Annotated in this window: 20 protein-coding genes and 1 tRNA gene; 13 read left to right on the top strand and 8 right to left on the bottom strand. The window is 74.7% G+C overall.

Translation table 11 applies throughout. The features are described 5' to 3' along the window. The first annotated feature begins 30 nt into the window (after positions 1-30). Positions 31-1380 carry a serine/threonine-protein kinase gene (locus WCD41_RS08075; RefSeq protein WP_337712895.1) on the top strand — a complete coding sequence of 450 codons (1350 nt, stop codon included), beginning with the start codon at positions 31-33 and terminating at the stop codon, positions 1378-1380. Between the two features lie 81 nt (positions 1381-1461). Further along, the gene (locus WCD41_RS08080) at positions 1462-2109 is read left to right on the top strand and encodes a LysE family translocator (protein WP_337712896.1); all 648 of its coding nucleotides are present in this window, start codon (positions 1462-1464) and stop codon (positions 2107-2109) included. A 7-nt stretch (positions 2110-2116) separates the two neighbouring features. Here the strand turns inward: WCD41_RS08080 and WCD41_RS08085 are convergent, their stop codons facing one another. Beyond that, entirely contained in the window at positions 2117-3286 is a 1170-nt protein-coding gene (locus tag WCD41_RS08085) for a TetR/AcrR family transcriptional regulator (RefSeq protein ID WP_337712897.1), read from the bottom strand. Between the two features lie 203 nt (positions 3287-3489). On the opposite strand from WCD41_RS08085, the gene WCD41_RS08090 reads away from it, so the two are divergent. After that, on the top strand, positions 3490-5037 hold the full coding sequence (locus tag WCD41_RS08090; RefSeq protein ID WP_337712898.1) for a long-chain-fatty-acid--CoA ligase: 1548 nt from the start codon (positions 3490-3492) through the stop codon (positions 5035-5037). Between the two features lie 160 nt (positions 5038-5197). After that, complete coding sequence (locus WCD41_RS08095; protein WP_337712899.1) at positions 5198-6097, top strand: SDR family NAD(P)-dependent oxidoreductase; 900 nt, start codon at positions 5198-5200, stop codon at positions 6095-6097. 2 nt (positions 6098-6099) lie between these two features. Here WCD41_RS08095 and WCD41_RS08100 read toward each other — a convergent pair whose 3' ends face one another. Next, complete coding sequence (locus WCD41_RS08100; RefSeq protein WP_373695107.1) at positions 6100-7383, bottom strand: RNA polymerase sigma factor; 1284 nt, start codon at positions 7381-7383, stop codon at positions 6100-6102. 8 nt (positions 7384-7391) lie between these two features. Further along, positions 7392-7811: a YciI family protein gene (locus WCD41_RS08105; RefSeq protein WP_337712900.1), complete on the bottom strand. Its 420-nt coding sequence runs from the start codon at positions 7809-7811 to the stop codon at positions 7392-7394. Between the two features lie 230 nt (positions 7812-8041). On the opposite strand from WCD41_RS08105, the gene WCD41_RS08110 reads away from it, so the two are divergent. The 4 genes from WCD41_RS08110 (at position 8042) to WCD41_RS08125 (ending at position 11471) form a co-directional block, all read left to right on the top strand. After that, positions 8042-9868 (top strand): SpoIIE family protein phosphatase, encoded by a 1827-nt coding sequence (locus WCD41_RS08110; RefSeq protein WP_337712901.1) that lies wholly within the window; start codon positions 8042-8044, stop codon positions 9866-9868. Continuing rightward, the gene (locus tag WCD41_RS08115; protein WP_337712902.1) at positions 9865-10218 is read left to right on the top strand and encodes an STAS domain-containing protein; all 354 of its coding nucleotides are present in this window, start codon (positions 9865-9867) and stop codon (positions 10216-10218) included. Before WCD41_RS08110 ends, WCD41_RS08115 begins: the two co-directional genes overlap by 4 nt. Beyond that, positions 10215-11180: an ATP-binding protein gene (locus tag WCD41_RS08120; RefSeq protein WP_337712903.1), complete on the top strand. Its 966-nt coding sequence runs from the start codon at positions 10215-10217 to the stop codon at positions 11178-11180. The genes WCD41_RS08115 and WCD41_RS08120 overlap by 4 nt, the downstream gene beginning before the upstream one ends. Before the next feature lie 135 nt (positions 11181-11315). Further along, positions 11316-11471, top strand: coding sequence for a DUF6131 family protein (locus WCD41_RS08125; protein ID WP_274203808.1), 156 nt, complete (start codon positions 11316-11318; stop codon positions 11469-11471). 28 nt (positions 11472-11499) lie between these two features. Here WCD41_RS08125 and WCD41_RS08130 read toward each other — a convergent pair whose 3' ends face one another. The 3 genes from WCD41_RS08130 to WCD41_RS08140 are packed head-to-tail and all read right to left on the bottom strand — an operon-like array spanning position 11500 to position 13026. Beyond that, a complete protein-coding gene (locus WCD41_RS08130; protein ID WP_337712904.1) occupies positions 11500-12045 on the bottom strand; it encodes a DinB family protein in 546 nt (181 codons plus the stop codon). A gap of 46 nt (positions 12046-12091) precedes the next feature. Beyond that, on the bottom strand, positions 12092-12370 hold the full coding sequence (locus WCD41_RS08135) for a hypothetical protein (RefSeq protein WP_337712905.1): 279 nt from the start codon (positions 12368-12370) through the stop codon (positions 12092-12094). Beyond that, positions 12367-13026 (bottom strand): DUF2238 domain-containing protein, encoded by a 660-nt coding sequence (locus tag WCD41_RS08140; protein WP_337712906.1) that lies wholly within the window; start codon positions 13024-13026, stop codon positions 12367-12369. The genes WCD41_RS08135 and WCD41_RS08140 overlap by 4 nt, the downstream gene beginning before the upstream one ends. A 147-nt stretch (positions 13027-13173) precedes the next feature. Between WCD41_RS08140 and WCD41_RS08145 the strand changes: the two genes are divergently transcribed. After that, positions 13174-13563 carry a hypothetical protein gene (locus tag WCD41_RS08145; RefSeq protein ID WP_337712907.1) on the top strand — a complete coding sequence of 130 codons (390 nt, stop codon included), beginning with the start codon at positions 13174-13176 and terminating at the stop codon, positions 13561-13563. Further along, the gene (locus WCD41_RS08150) at positions 13560-13829 is read left to right on the top strand and encodes a DUF2752 domain-containing protein (RefSeq protein WP_337712908.1); all 270 of its coding nucleotides are present in this window, start codon (positions 13560-13562) and stop codon (positions 13827-13829) included. Before WCD41_RS08145 ends, WCD41_RS08150 begins: the two co-directional genes overlap by 4 nt. A 332-nt stretch (positions 13830-14161) precedes the next feature. Here WCD41_RS08150 and WCD41_RS08155 read toward each other — a convergent pair whose 3' ends face one another. Further along, on the bottom strand, positions 14162-14599 hold the full coding sequence (locus WCD41_RS08155) for a VOC family protein (protein ID WP_337712909.1): 438 nt from the start codon (positions 14597-14599) through the stop codon (positions 14162-14164). Positions 14600-14689: 90 nt separating this feature from the next. On the opposite strand from WCD41_RS08155, the gene WCD41_RS08160 reads away from it, so the two are divergent. From WCD41_RS08160 to WCD41_RS08170, 3 genes are all read left to right on the top strand, one after another. Further along, positions 14690-15100 carry a hypothetical protein gene (locus WCD41_RS08160; RefSeq protein ID WP_337712910.1) on the top strand — a complete coding sequence of 137 codons (411 nt, stop codon included), beginning with the start codon at positions 14690-14692 and terminating at the stop codon, positions 15098-15100. A 5-nt stretch (positions 15101-15105) separates the two neighbouring features. Beyond that, positions 15106-15179 (top strand) — tRNA-Gln (locus tag WCD41_RS08165). Between the two features lie 26 nt (positions 15180-15205). Then, positions 15206-16342 carry a hypothetical protein gene (locus WCD41_RS08170; protein WP_337712911.1) on the top strand — a complete coding sequence of 379 codons (1137 nt, stop codon included), beginning with the start codon at positions 15206-15208 and terminating at the stop codon, positions 16340-16342. Positions 16343-16411: 69 nt separating this feature from the next. Here the strand turns inward: WCD41_RS08170 and WCD41_RS08175 are convergent, their stop codons facing one another. Further along, positions 16412-17371, bottom strand: a complete 960-nt coding sequence (locus WCD41_RS08175; RefSeq protein ID WP_337712912.1) for a hypothetical protein — start codon at positions 17369-17371, stop codon at positions 16412-16414. Positions 17372-17385 lie beyond the last annotated feature (14 nt).

The following is a 17385-nucleotide window of genomic DNA, read 5'->3' on the forward strand; positions in this document are numbered from 1 at the left end:
GTCACCGCCTACGCTGCCCGAGGACCTCGGGTGATCAGGGGGAGACGGGTGGGCAGCGAGCGCTTCGGCCCGTACGAGGTGCTCGCGCTGATCGGCCGCGGCGGCATGGGGGAGGTGCACCGGGCCGTCGACACCCGCAAGGACCGTCGCACGGTCGCGCTCAAGAGGCTGCCGGCCGGTCTCGCCGACGACCCCGGCTTCCAGCGCCGGTTCCTGCGCGAGGCCGCGCTCGCGGCACGGCTGCGCGACCCGCACGTCATCCCGATCCACGACTACGGCGAGATCGACGGCCGTCCCTACCTCGACATGCGCCTGGTGGAGGGCACGGACCTCGCCACGCTGCTCGCCCGCCACGGGCCTCCCGACCCGGCCCGCGCGGTCGCGCTCCTCACCCAGGTGGCCCGCGCGCTCGACGCGGCGCACCACGAGGGCCTCGTGCACCGCGACGTCAAGCCGGCGAACGTCCTGCTGGCCACCCGCGACGAGACCGGCGCGTGGCCGGCGGGCTTCGCCTACCTCATCGACTTCGGGATCGCGGCCAACATGCTCTCGAGCCACCGCAGCTCGTCGGTCCTGGCCGGCACCGCCGCCTACATGGCCCCCGAACGCTTCGCCTCCGGCGGCGACCACCGCGTCGACGTCTACGCCCTGACGTGCACGCTCGTCGAGCTGCTGACGGGCCGCCCGCCGTTCGAGGGCGACTTCCCGCAGCTCATGGCCGCGCACACGACCCGGCCCGCGCCGCGGGTCTCGGAGCGGGTGCCCGGGCTGCCGCGCGCCCTCGACGACGTCGTCGCCGCGGGCATGGCGAAGGACCCCGCTTGGCGGTGGCCCAGCGCCGGTGCCCTCGCGGCCGCCGCGGAGCGGGCGCTCGTGCCCACCCCGGTCACGGCGCCGCCGCCCGTCCCGCCACCGGCTCCCCCGCGGTACGCGCCCGTCCCCACGGAACCTCCGCCCCGCCGACACCGCACCCGGCTCGTCGTGGGCGCCGTCGTCACGCTGGTGCTCGTGTGGGCCGGCCTGATCACCACGGTGCTCCTGACCCGCAGCGACGTCGACGGCGACTTCGTCGGGCAGTGGGAGGGCGTCGTCAACAGCGCGGACTCGGAGCGCCGGGTCGTGACGCTCGAGGACGGCCGCGTCGGGGAGGTCGTCGGCCGCTACGACGTGCCGGGCCCGGGCTGCTCGTACGCTCTCGTGCTCACCCGCGGCGGGGACGACGGCACCAACGAGACCCGCGCCGACCGGATCGCCGGGCCGGCGGAGCGGTGCCCGGGCGTGGCGCGGCTGCAGTTCTCCGAGGCGATCGGGGAGCGGCTGCGCGTCGACCTCGTCGCCGGCGACACCCCTCGGTGGCTCGCGACGCTGGACCCGGCCTGAAACCCCTGGACCCGCCTGAAATCCCTGGACCCGCCTGAATTCCCTGGACCTGGCGGCCCCGTCGGACGAGGCTCACGGACCGTGCCGGACCGCCTGCTCGCCTTCGCCGTCGCGTGCGTGATCGTCATCGTCGTCCCCGGTCCCAGCGTCGTGTTCGCGATCAGCCGGGCCCTCGCCGCCGGCCGCCGCCGCGCGCTCTGCTCGGTGGCCGGCAACGCGCTGGGCATCGGCCTGCAGGTGCTCGCCGTCGGCGTCGGGCTCGGTGCCCTGCTCGCGCAGTCGGCCGCCGCGTTCACGGTGGTGAAGTTCGCCGGCGCCGCCTACCTCGTCGTGCTGGGCGTGACGGCGATCCGCCACCGGCACGCGACGGCGGCGGCCCTCGCCTCCCCCGCGGCGACGGCGTCGCTGCCCGGCTGGTGGCGCTCCGGGCTCGACGGGCTCATCGTCGGGTTCCTCAACCCCAAGAGCGCGCTCTTCCTCGTCGCGTTCCTGCCGCAGTTCCTCGACCCGGCCGCCGCGACCGGACCCCAGATCGTGCTGCTCGGCGTGATCATGACGTCGATCGGGCTGGCGTTCGACAGCATCTGGGCGCTCGGCGCCGGCACCGCCCGGGCCTGGTTCGCCCGCTCCCCGCGGCGGCTGTCGGTCCTCGGCGGCGCCGGCGGGGTCGCGATGATCGGGCTGGGCGCGGGGCTGGCGACGACGTCGCGAGGTGGCTCCGCCATGTGAGCAGAAATCAGTGCTGGGGCACTGATTTCTGCTCACCTGCGCGGAGCGCACACCGGGCCAGCGCCGCGGTGCGGTCGCGGGCGCCGGGCCGGAGCGCGAGGTGGTGGACCCGCGAGAGGCTGTTGATCAGCGCCAGGGCGGCGTGCACCAGCACCCGGGCCTCGGGCGCCGGCAGCGACGGGCGCGCCGTGGTCAGCAGCGCCACCCATTCCGCGAGGTAGGCGCGCTGCGAGCGGCGCAGCCCGTCACGCTCGGGGCCGGGCAGGTGGATCGTCTGGGAGACGAGCACGCTGACGATCTCGGGATTCCCGGTGGCGAAGGCCGTGTAGTCGGCGGCGAGGCGCGCGAGGGCGTCGTCGGCGTCGCCGGCGCGCGCGAGGGCGTGGTGCAGGCCGAGCCACAGCGCCTCGTTCCCGCGGTGCAGCACGGCCAGCAGGAGGTCGGTCTTCGTGGCGAAGTGCCGGTAGACGCTCGGCCCGGCGATGCCCGCCGCCGCGCCGATGTCGCCGAGCCCGACGGCCGGGTAGCCGTGCTCGCCGAACAGCCGCGTCGCCGCCGCCAGCAGCGCCTCGCGCCGCGATGCCGGGACGAGACCGCCGGCGTGTCCCGCCGTGCCCGGGGGCCCGGCGGCGGGCGGCAACGGCGTCGTCAGCACCGCCCGCGCGGCCCCCGCGAGGAGCTCGCCGAAGCGGTCGCCCTCGAGCGTCCAGCGGTGGTGGGACGGGCTGTCGAGCACCGAGAGCGCGGCCCACGCCCGCAGCTCGGCGGTGGCCGGGTCGGGCTCGGTGCCCGCGGTGGCGACGACGTCGGCCACCCCGCGCAGCCGGTGGCGGATCGCGCGCCTCTCGGCGGCGGGCAGGTGGCCCGCCTCGCGCTCCCAGAGCAGCCCGAACTCGCGGCGCTCCAGGGTCAGGGCCGCGAGCCCCCCGATGAGGTCGCCGCCGGGCGCCGCGGCCAGTGCCTCGATGCGGGCCATGTGCTCGTCGAGGACGGCGAGCAGCAGCTCCTGCTTGCCGCGCACGTGCCGGTAGAGCGCACTCGGCGCGATGCCGACGACCGTCGCGACGTCGGCCATCCCGACCCGGTGGTAGCCCTCGGACCAGAACAGGGCGGCCGCGGCGGCGAGGATCTGCCGGCGGCGGTCGCGGGGCCGGCGCCGCACCGGCGCGGCCGTCATCGCGACTCCGGATCACCACGGGACGTGAACGACGATTCGCCCCGCGTGATGCTCACGCCGCCGGCGCGGTCGATCGCCGCCCGAATCATCCCGCTCTCCTCCCGGTAGACGCTTCCGCCCGCTCGCGTGACGTGCTTCACTACGCTCGTCAGCAAGCTAATCATCATTCACATCGTGCGGACAAGCACCGAGGAGGACCGGCCGTGGAGATCACCCAGGCGCTGCACCGGGCCGCCCAGCAGACCCCGGAGCAGCCCGCGACGATCGCGGGCGACCGCGTCCGGACGTGGTCCGAGTGCCGCGACCGCGTCGCCCGGCTCGCCGCGGGACTGCAGGGGCTCGGCGTCGGGCCCGGCGACCGTGTCGCGATGCTCTCGCTCAACTCCGACCGCTTCCACGAGTACCTCTTCGCGGTGCCGTGGGCGGGCGGCGTCGTCACCCCGGTCAACATCCGGTGGAGCCCGGCGGAGATCGCGTTCTCGCTGGAGGACGCACAGGTGGCGGTCCTCGTCGTCGACGACGCCTTCGTGCCGGCGGTCGCCGCGATCCGCGACGGGGCCCCGGTGCTGCGCACCGTCGTCTACAGCGGTGACGGCGAGGTGCCCGAGGGCATGGTCGGCTTCGAGGCGCTCGTCGCCGGGCACGAGCCCGTCCCCGACGCGCGCCGCGGCGGCGCCGACCCGTACGGCATCTACTACACCGGCGGCACCACGGGCACGCCGAAGGGCGTGGTGCTCAGCCACGCGAACCTGCTCGCGTCGGCGCTCGGCAGCGCGGCGTCCGGGGCGTTCACCGAGCCCGGCGGGCGCTACCTGCACGCCGCCCCGATGTTCCACCTCGCCGACGGTGCGGCCTGGGTCGCGCGCAACGTCGTCGGCGGCACCCACGTGATCGTCCCGATGTTCACCCCGACCGGGGTCGCCGAGGCGATCGCCCGCCACGAGGTCACCGACGTCCTGCTCGTGCCGACGATGATCCAGATGCTGGTCGACTCCCCCGAGGCCGCCGACGCCGACCTGACGAGCCTGCGCCACCTGCTCTACGGCGCCTCCCCGATCTCCGAGGCCGTCCTCGAGCGCGCCGCCAAGCGCCTTCCGGCCGCCGAGTTCACCCAGGCCTACGGCATGACCGAGCTCTCGCCGGTCGCGACGCTGCTCCTGCCCGCCGACCACGGCGTCGACCGTCTGCGGCGCTCGGCGGGCCGCGCGGCGCCGCACTCCGAGGTCCGGATCGTCGACGAGGACGACGTCGAGGTCCCCCACGGCACGGTCGGCGAGATCGTGTCGCGCGGCCCCCACGTGATGCTCGGCTACTGGAACCGCCCCGAGGAGACCGCCACCGCGCTGCGCGGCGGCTGGATGCACACCGGCGACGGCGGCCGGATGGACGACGAGGGCTACGTCTACGTCGTCGACCGGATCAAGGACATGATCGTCTCCGGCGGCGAGAACGTGTACTCGGTCGAGGTGGAGAACGCCCTGGCCAAGCACCCGGACGTCGCCTCCTGCGCCGTGATCGGGGTGCCGGACGAGGAGTGGGGCGAGCGCGTGCACGCGGTCGTCGTCCCGGTCGCCGGCGCCGCCCCGACGGGCGAGGAGCTGCGCGAGCACGTCAAGGGCCTGATCGCGAACTACAAGGCGCCCCGCACGGTCGAGCTGCGCGACGCCCTGCCGATCTCCGGGGCGGGGAAGATCCTCAAGCGCGACCTGCGCGCCGAGCACTGGTCGGCCGCCGACCGCGGCGTGTCCTGACGTTCGCGATCACCGAGAAGATCAACGGGGACTTTGCGCGCCTAGAAGCAGCGAGCGTCCGGTTGAGCACGCCGATAGGACATTCGCTGCCTCCGAGGTACCCCGTTGACCTGCGATGTAACGTCGTAATCGGACAATCGGCCGGCGAGGGGCGGCGGCGATGGAGCGGCGGACGGCACTGATCACCGGCGGTACGGGGAGCCTGGGCTCCGCGACGGCCGAGGCGCTGCTCGCCGCCGACGAGCGCTGGGACGTCGTGGTCACCGGCCGCACGGCGCCGGAGGAGGCGGCCGCCCGGCTGGGCCCCCGCGCCACCGGCATCCGCCTGGACCTCGCGTCGCTGGCCGAGGTCCGACGGGTGGCGAGGGAGCTCCCTCCCCTCGACGCCGTGGTGTGCAACGCCGGCCAGCTCGTCGCGCACGGGACGACGTGGACGGAGGACGGCGTCGAGACGACCTTCGGCGTCAACCACCTCGCCCACTTCCTGCTGGTCCGCGAGGTCCTCCCGACGATGCCGGCCCCGGGTCGCGTCGTGTTCGTCTCGAGCGCGACGCACGACCCGGCCCGGCGCACCGGCTTCCCCGCGCCCGACCACACGACGGCCGCCGAGCTCGCCCACCCGGACGAGGGCGACGGCGACGGCGATCCGCTGCGCACCGGACAACGCCGCTACGCCGCCGCGAAGCTGTGCGCCGTCCTCGCCGCCTACGAGTTCGCCCGCCGCGTCCCGCCCGAGGTCGCGACGTTCACCGCCTTCGACCCCGGGCAGATGCCGGGCACCGGCCTCGCCCGCGACCTCCCCGCGTTCCGCCGCGTCGTGTGGCGCCGCGTCATGCCCGCACTGACCCTCGTCCCCGGCATCAACCGCCACACCCCGCGCCGCTCGGGCGCACGGCTCGCCCGGCTGGTGCTCGCACCGGCTCCGACCGGTCGCTACGTCAGCGGCGGGCGCGAGGCACGGTCGTCGGACGCCTCCTACGACCTCGAGCGGGCCCACGACCTGTGGGAGACGAGCGTCGCGCTGACACAGGCCCGGACCACCGCGCCCGACGAGCGCTGAGGTCACGCCCCGTCGAGGTCGGCGATCTTGCGCCGGAGCACGCCCCGCTCCCGCTCGTTGCCGCAGCGCGCGACGGCGAGCTCGAGGGCCTGCCGCGCCTCGGCGGGGCGTCCGAGCCGGACGAGCAGCTCGCCGCGCACGCTCGGCAGCAGGTGCGAGCCCGCGAGGACCTCGGAGGACTCCAGCTCGTCGACGATCGGCAACGCGGCCGCCGGTCCCGAGGCCATGGACACCGCCACCGCACGGTTGAGGTCGACGACCGGGGACGGCGCGAGGCGCCCGAGCGCCTCGTAGAGCACGACGATCCGCGGCCAGTCGGTGGCCTCGACGGACGGGGCGACGGCGTGGCGCTCGGCGATCGCGGCCTGCAGGCCGTAGGCGCCGAGACCCCGGCCGAGCCCCTCCGCGCGGGCCAGCGCCGCGCGCCCGCGCCCGATCGCGGCGACGTCCCACCGCCCGCGGTCCTGGTGCTCGAGCAGCACCGGCTCGCCGTCGGGCCCGGTGCGCGCCGGGAAGCGTGCCGTCGTGAGCTCGAGCAGCGCGAGCAGACCGTGGACGTCGGGCTGGTCGGGCACCAGCCGGGACAGGACGCGGGCGAGCCGCTGGGCCTCCGTGGCGAGGTCGAAGCGGATGAGGTCGTCGCCGGAGCTCGCCGACGACCCCTCGGTGAAGATCAGGTACACGACGTTGAGCACCGACCCGAGACGCTCGGTGCGCTGCGTCGCGGGCGGCACCTCGAACGGCACCCCGGCCGCCGCGAGCGTCTTCTTCGCCCGGGTGATCCGGGCCTGCACGGTGGCCGTCGGGACGAGGAAGGCCCGCGCGATCTCGTCGCTCGTCAGGCCGCCGACCACCCGCAGCGTCAGCGCCACCCGGGCCTCGCGCGAGAGCACCGGGTGGCACGACACGAAGATCAGCGCGAGGACGTCGTCGTCGATCCGGTCGGGGTCGAAGAGGAGGTCGTCCCCCTCGGGGGCCGGCTCACCCCCCGTGGCCGCGCCGCCCTCGCCCAGCTCGTGGGCGAGGGCGGCGTAGCGCTCGTCGCGCCCGGCCCGGCGGCGGAACGCGTCGATGGCCCGGCGCCGTCCGACCGTCAGCAGCCATCCCGCGGGCTCGCGCGGGACACCGTCGCGGGGCCACGTCACGAGGGCCTCCGCCAGGGCCTCCTGGGCGAGGTCCTCGGCGAGCGCGAAGTCGCCGGTGTAGCGCGCGAGCGCACCGACGATCCGCGCCGACTCGATCCGCCAGACGGCGGCCGCGGCGTCACGCGCGCTCCCCTCGGGCACCGGGTCGCTCAGAGCTGCCCGGTCGCCTCGCGCCACGCCCGCTCCTTCTGGATCCACTCGTTGTCCTGGGGGAACTCGTCGATCGACGAGACGCGGCGGATCTCGGTCTTGAAGCCGGGTCCGGTGCCGGGCGCGCGCTTGGCCCACTCGACGGCCTCCTCGCGCGAGGCCACGTTGACCAGGTAGAAGCCGCCGAAGAGCTCCTTGGTCTCGCCGTAGGGCCCGTCGGTGACCACCGGCGGCTCGGAGCCGTGGTCGACGACGACCGTCTCCGCCGGGTCCTCGAGGCCCTCGGCGGCGAGCAGCACCCCGGCCCGGAGCATCTCCTCCTGGAACCGGCCCATCTTCTCGATCATCTCGTCCATGCTCACGTCCGCCATCCCGGCGTAGGCCTCGTCGTTCGCGCGCATGATCAGCATGTACTTCACGGCTGTCTCCCTGGGGTCGAGCGGGGTGGTCGAGCGGGCCCTCGGCGGACCCTGGCACCCACAGGTCGACCGGCGACGGCGCGGATCGACATCGCGCCGAAAATAGTTCCGGAACTTCTCGATGATCACCTTCCGTCACCGTCCCGGGTGTCTGTGCCCGCGACGCCGTGGCGGTTAGGCTCCGCCGGGTGACGGCCGACACTCCGGAGCTACTGACCGTAGCTGCGTCCGTGCTCGACGCCACCACGGCCCGCGCGGCCGGGCTCCAGCAGCTGACCGAGGAGCTCTCCCGCGCTCTCACCCCGGCCGACATCGGGCGTCTGACGGCCACGACGGCCGCCGCCCTCATCGGCGCCGACGCCTGCGCGGCCTACGTGCGCGGCGAGGGCGGCGCGGCGATGGAGGGCCTGCACACCCACGGCTGGCCCGGCGACGCCCGGCAGTTCGCCCGGATCCCGCTGCACCGCGGGCGCCCGATGTCCGACGCCGTGCTCACCGGTGAGCCGGTCTGGCTCGAGGACGCCGCGCAGTGGCGCACGCGCTACCCGGAGATGGCGCCGATCGGCGTGTCCATGGGCCACGAGGCCAGCGCGTGCGTCCCCCTGCGGGTCGAGGACCGCGTCCTGGGCGCGGTCGTCTTCAGCTTCTACCGGCCTCGCCCGTTCGACCCCGCCGAGCGGGAGTTCCTGGTCACCGTCGCCGCCCTGTGCGCCCAGGCGCTCGACCGGGCCCGGCTGTACGCGGCGGAGCGCGATGCGCGGGCGGCCGCCGAGCGCGAGCGCGACCGCATGGCGTTCCTGGCGCAGGCGGGCCGTCTGATGGAGGCCCCGCTCTCGGTGGAGGAGCGGCTGCGCCAGCTCGCGGACCTCGCCGTCACGGGGATCGCGGACTGGTCGGCGGTGCACCTGGTGCGCGGGTCGCACGTCGAGAAGGTCGCGGTGTCGCACCTCGACCCCGAGAAGATCGAGTTCGTCGAGCAGCTCGAGCGTCGCTACCCGCGCGACCCCGCCGCCCGCGGCGGAGCCGTCGACGTCGCCCGCACCGGGAAGCCCGTGGTCCTGCCGGAGGTCCCCGACGAGCTGCTCGCCGCGTCCGCCGTCGACGACACCCATCTCGCGCTGATCCGGACCCTCGGGATGCGGTCGGCGATCGTCGTGCCGCTGCTGGTCCGGGGCCGCAGCCTCGGGGCGCTCACGCTCGTCCACGCCGAGTCCGGTCGCCGCTTCGACGAGGAGGACCTGACGTTCGTCGGCCGCCTCGCCGCGACGGCGGCACTCGCCCTCGACAACGCCGCGCTCTACGAGCAGCAGCGCCTCGTCGCGCGCACCCTGCAGACCGCGCTGCTGCCGAGCGAGCTGCCGGCCGTGCCCGGGGTCTCGTGCGCCGGGCGCTACCGCCCGCCCGACCCGGACCTCACCGACGTCTACGTCGGCGGCGACCTCTACGACGTGCACGCCGACGAGGACCGCGGACGCTGGGCGCTGACGGTGGCCGACGTCTGCGGCAAGGGTCCGCGGGCGGCCGCGCTCACCTCGCTCGTCCGGCACACCGTCCACGCCGAGGTGCGTCACGGGCTCCGGCCCGCCGAGGTGGTGCGACGGGTGAACGCCGCCATGCTGCGCCACCACGACGAGGCGCGGGCGCGGTTCGCGACGATGGTCCACGCCGTGATGAGGCCCGGCCCGACGGGCGCGGACGGCCTGGACGTCACGCTGGTCAACGGCGGGCACCCGCCGGCGATCGTCCTGCGCGAGGACCGGGTCGAGTGGGTTGACCTCCCGGGCACACTCGTCGGGGTGTTCGCCGACCTCGACCTGCCCGAGGCCGAGATCCACCTCGCGCCCGGCGACGCGCTGCTGCTCTACACCGACGGCGTCACCGAGGCCCGCGGGCCGGCCGGGTTCTTCGGTCCCGAACGGCTCGCGGCCGTCGTGGCGGGTCTCGCCGGCCGGTCGGCCGACCAGCTCGCCGACGGCGTCCTCGCCGCCGTGTCCGACTTCCAGCGCGGCCGGCTCCGCGACGACGTCGCGCTGCTCGTCGTGAGGGCGGAGCCGTGACCGATCCGCCGGCCGTCCTCGAGGTGGACCGCGTCAGCTACGACGACCGGCTCGAGCTGGCCCTGCGCGGCGAGCTCGACAACGACACCCTCGCGGTCGCCCAGGACCAGGTCGCCGCCGCCGAGGCCGACGCCCCGCCCGTCCTCGTGCTCGACCTCTCGGCCCTGGAGTACGTCGGTTCCTGCGGTGTGCGGCTCGTCCTGCTCGCCCAGCACGGAGCCGACGCCGCGAACCGGCGCCTCGCGGTGCGTCTCGGGCGCGGACCGACGCGCCGCATGTTCGACATCCTCGGGCTCACCACCCGTCTCGACGTGCTCGACCGGGACGACCCCCAGGACCCGGCCACGTGACCGCGGCGCCCGATCGTCCTGCCCCGCCGGCCGGCGGGGCCGACCCGTTCCGCCATCTCGCGCTCTCCTACCGCGACACCGACGGCCTCGTCGCCTCGCTCGGCCCGATGCTCGACGCCGCGCTCGCGCGGGGCGACGTCGTGCTGGCCGCGGTCGACGAGCTCGTCCGGGCGGTCATCGAGCAGCGTCTCGGCGACCGGGTCCCCGGCATCGTCTTCGGCGAGCCGGCCCAGCCGTACACGTGGAGCGGGCAGACGACGGCCGCGCGGCGGGCGACGACGTTGCGGGAGATGACCGCCGACGGGCGCGCGGCGCTGGTGCTGAGCGACAGCTCCGCGGTCGGCGCGCCGGACGCCTGGAACGTCGTCGACGCGAGCTCGAACCTCGCCCTGCGCGGTCTCCCGGTCACCCTCGTCTGCCTCTGCGACGCCCTGCGCGGTGACGCCGAGCGCTTCCTCTACTGGAACCACCCCGAGCTCGTCGACGGGGTGACGGCGAGCCCGAACCCGCGCTACCGCACGCCCGACCAGGTGCTCACCGCCATGCCCGCCCCGCCCGCGCCCGCCCTCGGGCCGCCGGACCACACGACGACGTTCACCGGCGCCGGCGCGCTCCGCGACGTCCGTCGGGTCACGCGCGCCCGCGGCGAGGAGGCGGGGCTCGACGCGGACCGGGTCGACGGGCTCGTCCTGGCCGTCGGCGAGCTCGCCAGCAACTGCGTCGAGCACGGCCCCGGCCACGGCACGCTGTCGTGGTGGACGGCGCCCGGCCGCCTCGTCGCGCAGCTCGACGACCCGGGACTGATGTCCACGACGACGCCCGGGCTGCGCTGCCCCGAGACCCGCTCGGTGCGCGGTCGGGGGGTCTGGCTCGCACGCCAGCTCACCGACCTGCTGCACCTCTGGACCGGCGCGGACGGCACGCACGTCCGCCTGGAGATCGTCACCAGAGCCGGAAATTAGTTCCCGAACTGCTCCACCCGCGACCGCCGCGATGCGGTCTGCTCGGCCGCGCGGTCGTCGAGAACCCGGCGGCTGCTCGACCGGAGTCGGCCGGGCGCCGGGCCGTCGTGCCCCGCGCCACCAAGGAGCCCACCTGTGATCATCCTCGGCGTCATCCTCATCATCCTGGGCTACGTGCTCGGGATCTCGATCCTCTACACGATCGGCGCGATCCTTCTCGTCGTCGGCCTCGTCCTCACCCTGCTCGGTGCGGCCGGCCGGGGGGTCGGAGGGCGCAAGACGTACTTCTGACGCTTCCGTATGTGAGCGAACTTCGGGGCTATGGCCCCGAAGTTCGCTCACATACCCCGTGCGGGTAGAGGTCACGCAGCAGGGCGATCTCCGCTCCGTGGTGGATCAGCTCGCGGTGGACGTGCAGCACGATGCCCGCCACCGTCCACCCCTCCGGCCCGGACCCGAACGGCGCGAGCAACCCGTCGTCGCCGAGCGCACGCACGTCGGCGGTCCACCGCGCGACCGCGTCGTCCAGCTGGGCCAGCGCCCCCGCCGCCGTCCCCGGCGACGGGAAGGTCGCGAAGTCCCACGACGCACCGGTGAACGGCGGCATCGACCGCATGCCGTGCACGACGCCGACGAGGTGCCGGATCCGCCAGCCGATCGTCGTCACCGGTGCCGGCTCGGGCGGCGGGATCGTGAAGTCGCCGACCCAGCGGGCCTCCGCCGCCCGCCACCGCAGACCCCAGGCGCCGGGTGCGGGCTCCCAGAAGTACTCGTCGTCGCCGAGCCCGGCGAGACGTGGGCGCAGCTGCCGCTCCCAGTGGAGCTCGAGCTGGGAGAGCAGCTCCCCGGTCCAGACGTCGCCCACCCGCGTGACCGTGGTCTTTGTCGATGCCGGCGGCAAGCGAGTTCCGTCAGGCCGGCGCGATCCCGAGCGGCCGGGTCGGCGTCCAGCGCGGCGGGGCGGGAGGCAGGACCTCGTGCTGTGCCGGCCGCGGCATCGGCACCATCGGGCGGTAGGGCGCGGGCGGCGGGTAGCCCCACGGGGTCCAGGTCGGCGCCTCGCCGCGCCAGCCGGAGGCGATCGCGACGGCGTGGTGCCATGCGGCGGCCGCCCAGGGCTCGCCCAGCTCGCCGATGTCGGCGAGCCCGGCCGGTGCCTCGAACCGCGGCGGCGCGGGGTGCCGGATCATCTGTCGCTCCATGCCGCTGTGACGGTCCGCGGACCAGCGGGTGTTCCCGTGTCCCGGCCTCTCATGAGTTCCTCAAGATTCCTGTCGTGACGGCGGGCGAGCAGCAGCTGGGCGATCAGCGCCCCGGCGAGGCACAGGGCCATGTCCCACTGCGTGTCCCAGACGTCGCCCTGGGTCGCGAGGTAGGCGTCGGCGCCCTGCCCCAGCGCCAGGGCCGACCACCACTCGATCAGCTCGAAGAACGCGGCGAAGGCCAGGCAGACGCTGCACACCAGGACCGTCAGCAGCGGGCCCCGGCGCAACGGGCTGCGCCGCAGCAGCAGCTCCCGCATCGCGATCGCCGGCACGAAGCCCTGCACGAGGTGCCCGAGACGGTCGTACGGGTTGCGGGACAGGTCGAACGTCGTGCGCGCCCACTCACCCAGCGGCGTCGCGGCGTAGGTGTGGTGGCCGCCGTAGATCAGCAGCAGGGCGTGCGCGGCGAGCAGCACCGTCAGCGGGGGCGTGAGCGGGAAGCGTCGCCACAGGAGGACCACCACGGGCAGCCCGACGAGGACCCACGCGACCTCGAGCAGCCATGTCGGCCGGTCGACCGGTGCCACCGCGGACCACGCCAGTGCTCCCACCACGACGGCGACGAGTCCTGCGTTCCTCATGCCGAGAGACGCTGGCAGGGGCCGGCGCCCTCGGCGTCGGTAGTTCTACGTGCTCCGGTGCAACGAGCAGCGCCGTAACCCCGATCGACTGCGCGCCGATGTGATCCGCGGCGGCCGACCGCCCTTGGCGACGAGGAGCACGAACCCATGAGCATGGAGTGGCCCGGCGAACCACCGCAGCCCGTGCTGCTCTCCGTCGGCGACATCGCCGTCACGCCCGAGTACGTGGTCCTGCCGCAGGGGCGGTTCCCGGTCGGTCAGGCGCAGTGGTCGCTCACCGACCAGTCCCGGACGACGTCCGAGATCCCCACGTGGGCCATCGTGCTGGCGGTCGTCTTCTTCCTCTTCTGCTTCCTCGGCCTGCTGTTCCTGCTGGTCAAGGAGCAGCGGACGGTCGGGTGGGCACAGATCGGGGTCCAGGGCCCCGGCTTCTTCCACGCCGTGCAGCTCCCGGTGAGCTCGCCGTACGACGTCGCCCGCTACCAGGACATGATCAACTACGCCCGGTCGATCACGGCCTCGCGGTCCGGGTGGTGACGACCGCGGACCGCGTCCTCGCGGCCGCGGCGGGCTACGTCCTCGCCGCCGGTGTCGCCGGACGTCGCGAGGGTCCCGTGGTGTGCCCCTGGCGCCGGCTCACCGGCCACCGTTGCCCGGCGTGCGGTCTGACCCGCTCCATCGGCCGCACGTCGCGGCTCGACCTGACGGGGGCCCGCGCCGCCCACCCCGCCGGGCCCGCCGTCGCCGTCACCGTCCTGGCGCTCACCGTGATCCGACTTCGCGATCGGCTCGGGCGGCGCTGAGCAGGCCCGCGACATGGTCCGGAGGGTGCCGGGGGCGAGCCCGCCGCGGTGACGTGCCGCTGCCGGACGTGACGCGACCAGTGGATCTTCTCGTCGCGCGTCCAGGTCCACCACAGGAACGGGAGCAGCAGCGCGAGGCCGATCCACCACAGCAGACCCCACCCGAGGTGGGTGCCGTGCGCGAGAGCGGCCAGGAGCATGAGCTTCCCGACGCCGCACACCACGACACCGTGCGTCACCGCATGGCGGGCACGACACCGCCGGCAGTCCCCAGGAGCGAGTGGTTCCACAGGTCGGGATTCTCAGGATGACGTCGAACGGATTCGTCGTCCTCAGCCCAACTCCTCGGCCAGCGCGACGAGGATCCCGGCCGGTCCACGCAGGTAGCAGAGCAGGAAGATCTCCCCGTACTGCGCAATCTCCCCGACGAGCTCCCCGCCGTGCGCCCGGAGCCGTTCGACGGTGTCGTGGATGTCGTCGACGGCGAACATGAGCCGGCGCAGACCGATCGTGTTCGCCGGGGCGTCCGGTTCGGCCGTCGTCGCCGTCGGCGTCCGGAACCTCGTCAGCTCCAGCTTGTTGTGACCGTCCGGGGTCCGCACCATCGCGATGTCGACGCTGACGTCGTGGAGCCCCACGACCTGGTCGACCCACGTCCCCTCGGCGGGCATCCGGGCCTCGAGCTCCATCCCGAGCTCGAGGAAGAACGCGATCGCCGCGTCCAGGTCGTCGACGACCACACCGACGTGGTCCATCCGCTTGAGCGCCATGGGTTCCTCCCTCGCTTCCTCCCCCGGGACGGAGCCGCCACGGCGTTCTCGACGCCGAAAGTCGGATGCGACCTCCTGGTGCCGGGCGCCATGGTGCAGAACGACACCGGGGAGGAGGGACTCGCGATGCTGCGGCTGCGACAACGTCGGCACACACGGCCCTCGATCGCGCTCGCCGTCGCCCGGGTCCTCGTCGACGCCGGCCCCCAGACCGCGGGGCTGGTGCGCGAGAACGTCGACCAGTACGGCGAGGTGGAGCCCACCGTGCTGCTGGCCGATCTCGCGCGGTGGTACGTGGCCGCGTCACTCGGGCCGGTGGCGGGCTCGCGGGCCGTCGCCGACCGGGTCGTCGTCGCGCTGGCCCAGGAGTTCCGGGACGGCGACGACGTCATGCGGGCGGTGATCGCCACCGCCTTCCTGGACGTGCTCCCCCGCCCGGGCGAGCTCGGTCACGAGGTCGTCGCGCGCCTGCCACGACGGCTGGGCCGACAGCTCGCCTGATCCCTTGCCCTCTAGCTCAACTCGGCAGAGCGCCAGGTTCTGGTCCTGGAGGTTCGAGGTTCGACTCCTCGGAGGGCAGCTGGTTCGACACCTGCGAGGGGAACGATGGACGACGACATCGACGTGGCGGTCCTCCTCGACGGCATCACCGCGAGCGAGCTCGACGCCGCCGTGGCGCTCGAGGTGGTGACCTGGGCCGACGTCGTGCGGTTCGCGGTCGACCGGCTCGTCGACGGGTGGGACACCCCGACGCTGCGCGAGCTCGCGGCCGAGCCGGCCGACGAACGACGGGCGGTCGCGGCCCGCGTCGCCCCGCGCTGGCGACGGCTGCTCGACGAGCTCGGCGTCGCCGCCGCGGACACGCCGGGGACGGCGGTCATGCGGCACGCCGAGCACCTGCTGCGGATCTGGCACGAGGGGCGTCTCGACCTGCTCGAGGTCCTCGAGGTGGTCTCGCGTCTGCGCGATCCGCTGGCGCCCGTCAGTCCCGTCACGCCGGAGGTCCGGACCCTGGACCTGCTCATGGACCAGCTGACCTTCGCGATGGAGCGGCCCGACCACGAGGACGTCGCCGGGTACCGGCGGGCCGCGGTCGCGGGACTCCTCGCGCTCGAGGCGGCGATCGCTGCGCGCGCCGCCCCGCCGCCGGGCCCGCACGGGTTCACGCCGAGCAGCTGGTGCGGCGGTCTGTTCGAGCTCGATCTCGAGGTGGCGCCCGAGGTCGACGTCCGCGGCGCCGTGGAGGCCCTCCGCGAGGAGGCCGGCATCGTCGGCGTGAGTCCCGATCGCGACATCGCGCCCGGCGACCGACTGCGGTGGGACGACCCCGACTGGGCCGGCGAGTACGGCGCGGTCGCCCACGGCACCGCCGCCCACCCTGATGGCGTCCGTGTCGTGTGCGGCTACGGCGCGATCCGACTGCCGGGGACCGAGGTCGACGGGGCCGGCCCGGTCAAGCTCGTGCTGTGGGTCCCGACGGGGGCGCTGAGCCAGCTCTACCCGCTCGCGGGCACGTTCGTCGACGGGTCGTGGGGCTGGCGCGGTCCGATGGTCGCGTGGTTCACCGACATCGCCGTGCGGCTCCACCGCCGCCTGCCGTTCCTCCTCGGTCGCATCGACTTCGAGCTGGATGCCCGGCCGTCTGCGGCAGACGTCCGGGCCCGCGGTGTCCCGGCCGAGCACCACGAGACCTTCCTCGTCCTGCGGGGCGGGCGGTTGGAGATCCACCGAGCGACGTCCTGAGCCTCCCGGGCCCGGCCCCGCATCCGTCGACCCGTGTCCCGAGGACACGGGTCGACGGGAGTGCCGCCGTCACTCCCACGGCGGCTCCTCCTCGCCGTCGGCGATGCGCTCGCCCTGCTCGATGAGCTCACGGTGGAGCTCGATGAGCAGACGTGCCTGCTCGGCCTCGGCGTCGTCGCCCTCGGCGAGCCGCTCGGTCCAGTGGTGGGCCATCACGGGATCGGCCCGGGCGATGGCGATCTGTGCGAGCCGCAGATCGAGCTCCCGCCGGCGGTCGCCCAACCGGCCGGCAGCGAACTCCAGCAGGGGCTCCGCGCGGTCCAGCTCCCCGCGACGGAACGCGATCTCCCCGAGGATCGCGCTCTCCCACGCGGCCTGGTCCACGAAACCCGTTGTGTCGGGTGCGGGCCGGAAGCCGATGAGCTCGCGCTCCGCTCCCTCGAGGTCGTCGGCGCGCAGGCGCTCCTCGGCGAGGCGCAGCAGGTCGGCGCCGGTCCGGGCGCGACGGAAGGCGCAGGACGCGGCGTCGACGTCGCCGCGGCGACCGAGGATCCGTCCCACGGCCAGGGACGCCTCGGTGATGCCGGCGAGATCGGCCTGCTGGAGCAGCGGGAGGGCGTCGGCGGGCCGGCCGCCCCGCAGGTCGGCGCGGCCGGCCCGCCACGCGCCGATCGCCGCGAGATCCGGGTCCGGGCCGGCCGCGGCCTGCACCCACCACCGGCGGGCCGGGCGACCGTCGCGCAACCACGTGTCGATGTCGCCGAGCGCGATCAGGGCGCGCTGGTCGGGCACGGCGGCCTCGAACACGGGGCGCAGGGCGTCACGCATCTCGGGATCGGTGGCCCAGGCGGCGAGCAGCACGGCCGCGATCCGGACCCGCGTCACCGTGAAGTCGATCGGATCGCCGGCCGTCGGCGCGCTGCGCCCGAGCAGCCGGGCAAGACTCAACGCCTCGGCGCGCGCGAGCTCCCGCTCCAGGTCGTTGCCTGCCGCGGACCCATGGTCGACCGGCGCCATCGAGCTGGCCACGCATTAACGTCCTG

Origin of the sequence: Actinomycetospora aeridis, assembly GCF_037400275.1 — a bacterium.
In the GTDB taxonomy this organism is placed as follows: domain Bacteria; phylum Actinomycetota; class Actinomycetes; order Mycobacteriales; family Pseudonocardiaceae; genus Actinomycetospora; species Actinomycetospora aeridis.

Bases quoted from the DNA above. Each gene is read 5' to 3' on its own strand.
- WCD41_RS08085 (WP_337712897.1), bottom strand. From the start codon at position 3,286: ATGACGGCCGCGCCGGTGCGGCGCCGGCCCCGCGACCGCCGCCGGCAG.
- WCD41_RS08095 (WP_337712899.1), top strand. From the start codon at position 5,198: ATGGAGCGGCGGACGGCACTGATCACCGGCGGTACGGGGAGCCTGGGC.
- WCD41_RS08135 (WP_337712905.1), bottom strand. From the start codon at position 12,370: ATGATCCGGCACCCCGCGCCGCCGCGGTTCGAGGCACCGGCCGGGCTC.
- WCD41_RS08140 (WP_337712906.1), bottom strand. From the start codon at position 13,026: ATGAGGAACGCAGGACTCGTCGCCGTCGTGGTGGGAGCACTGGCGTGG.
- WCD41_RS08145 (WP_337712907.1), top strand. From the start codon at position 13,174: ATGAGCATGGAGTGGCCCGGCGAACCACCGCAGCCCGTGCTGCTCTCC.
- WCD41_RS08155 (WP_337712909.1), bottom strand. From the start codon at position 14,599: ATGGCGCTCAAGCGGATGGACCACGTCGGTGTGGTCGTCGACGACCTG.
- WCD41_RS08160 (WP_337712910.1), top strand. From the start codon at position 14,690: ATGGTGCAGAACGACACCGGGGAGGAGGGACTCGCGATGCTGCGGCTG.
- WCD41_RS08170 (WP_337712911.1), top strand. From the start codon at position 15,206: ATGGACGACGACATCGACGTGGCGGTCCTCCTCGACGGCATCACCGCG.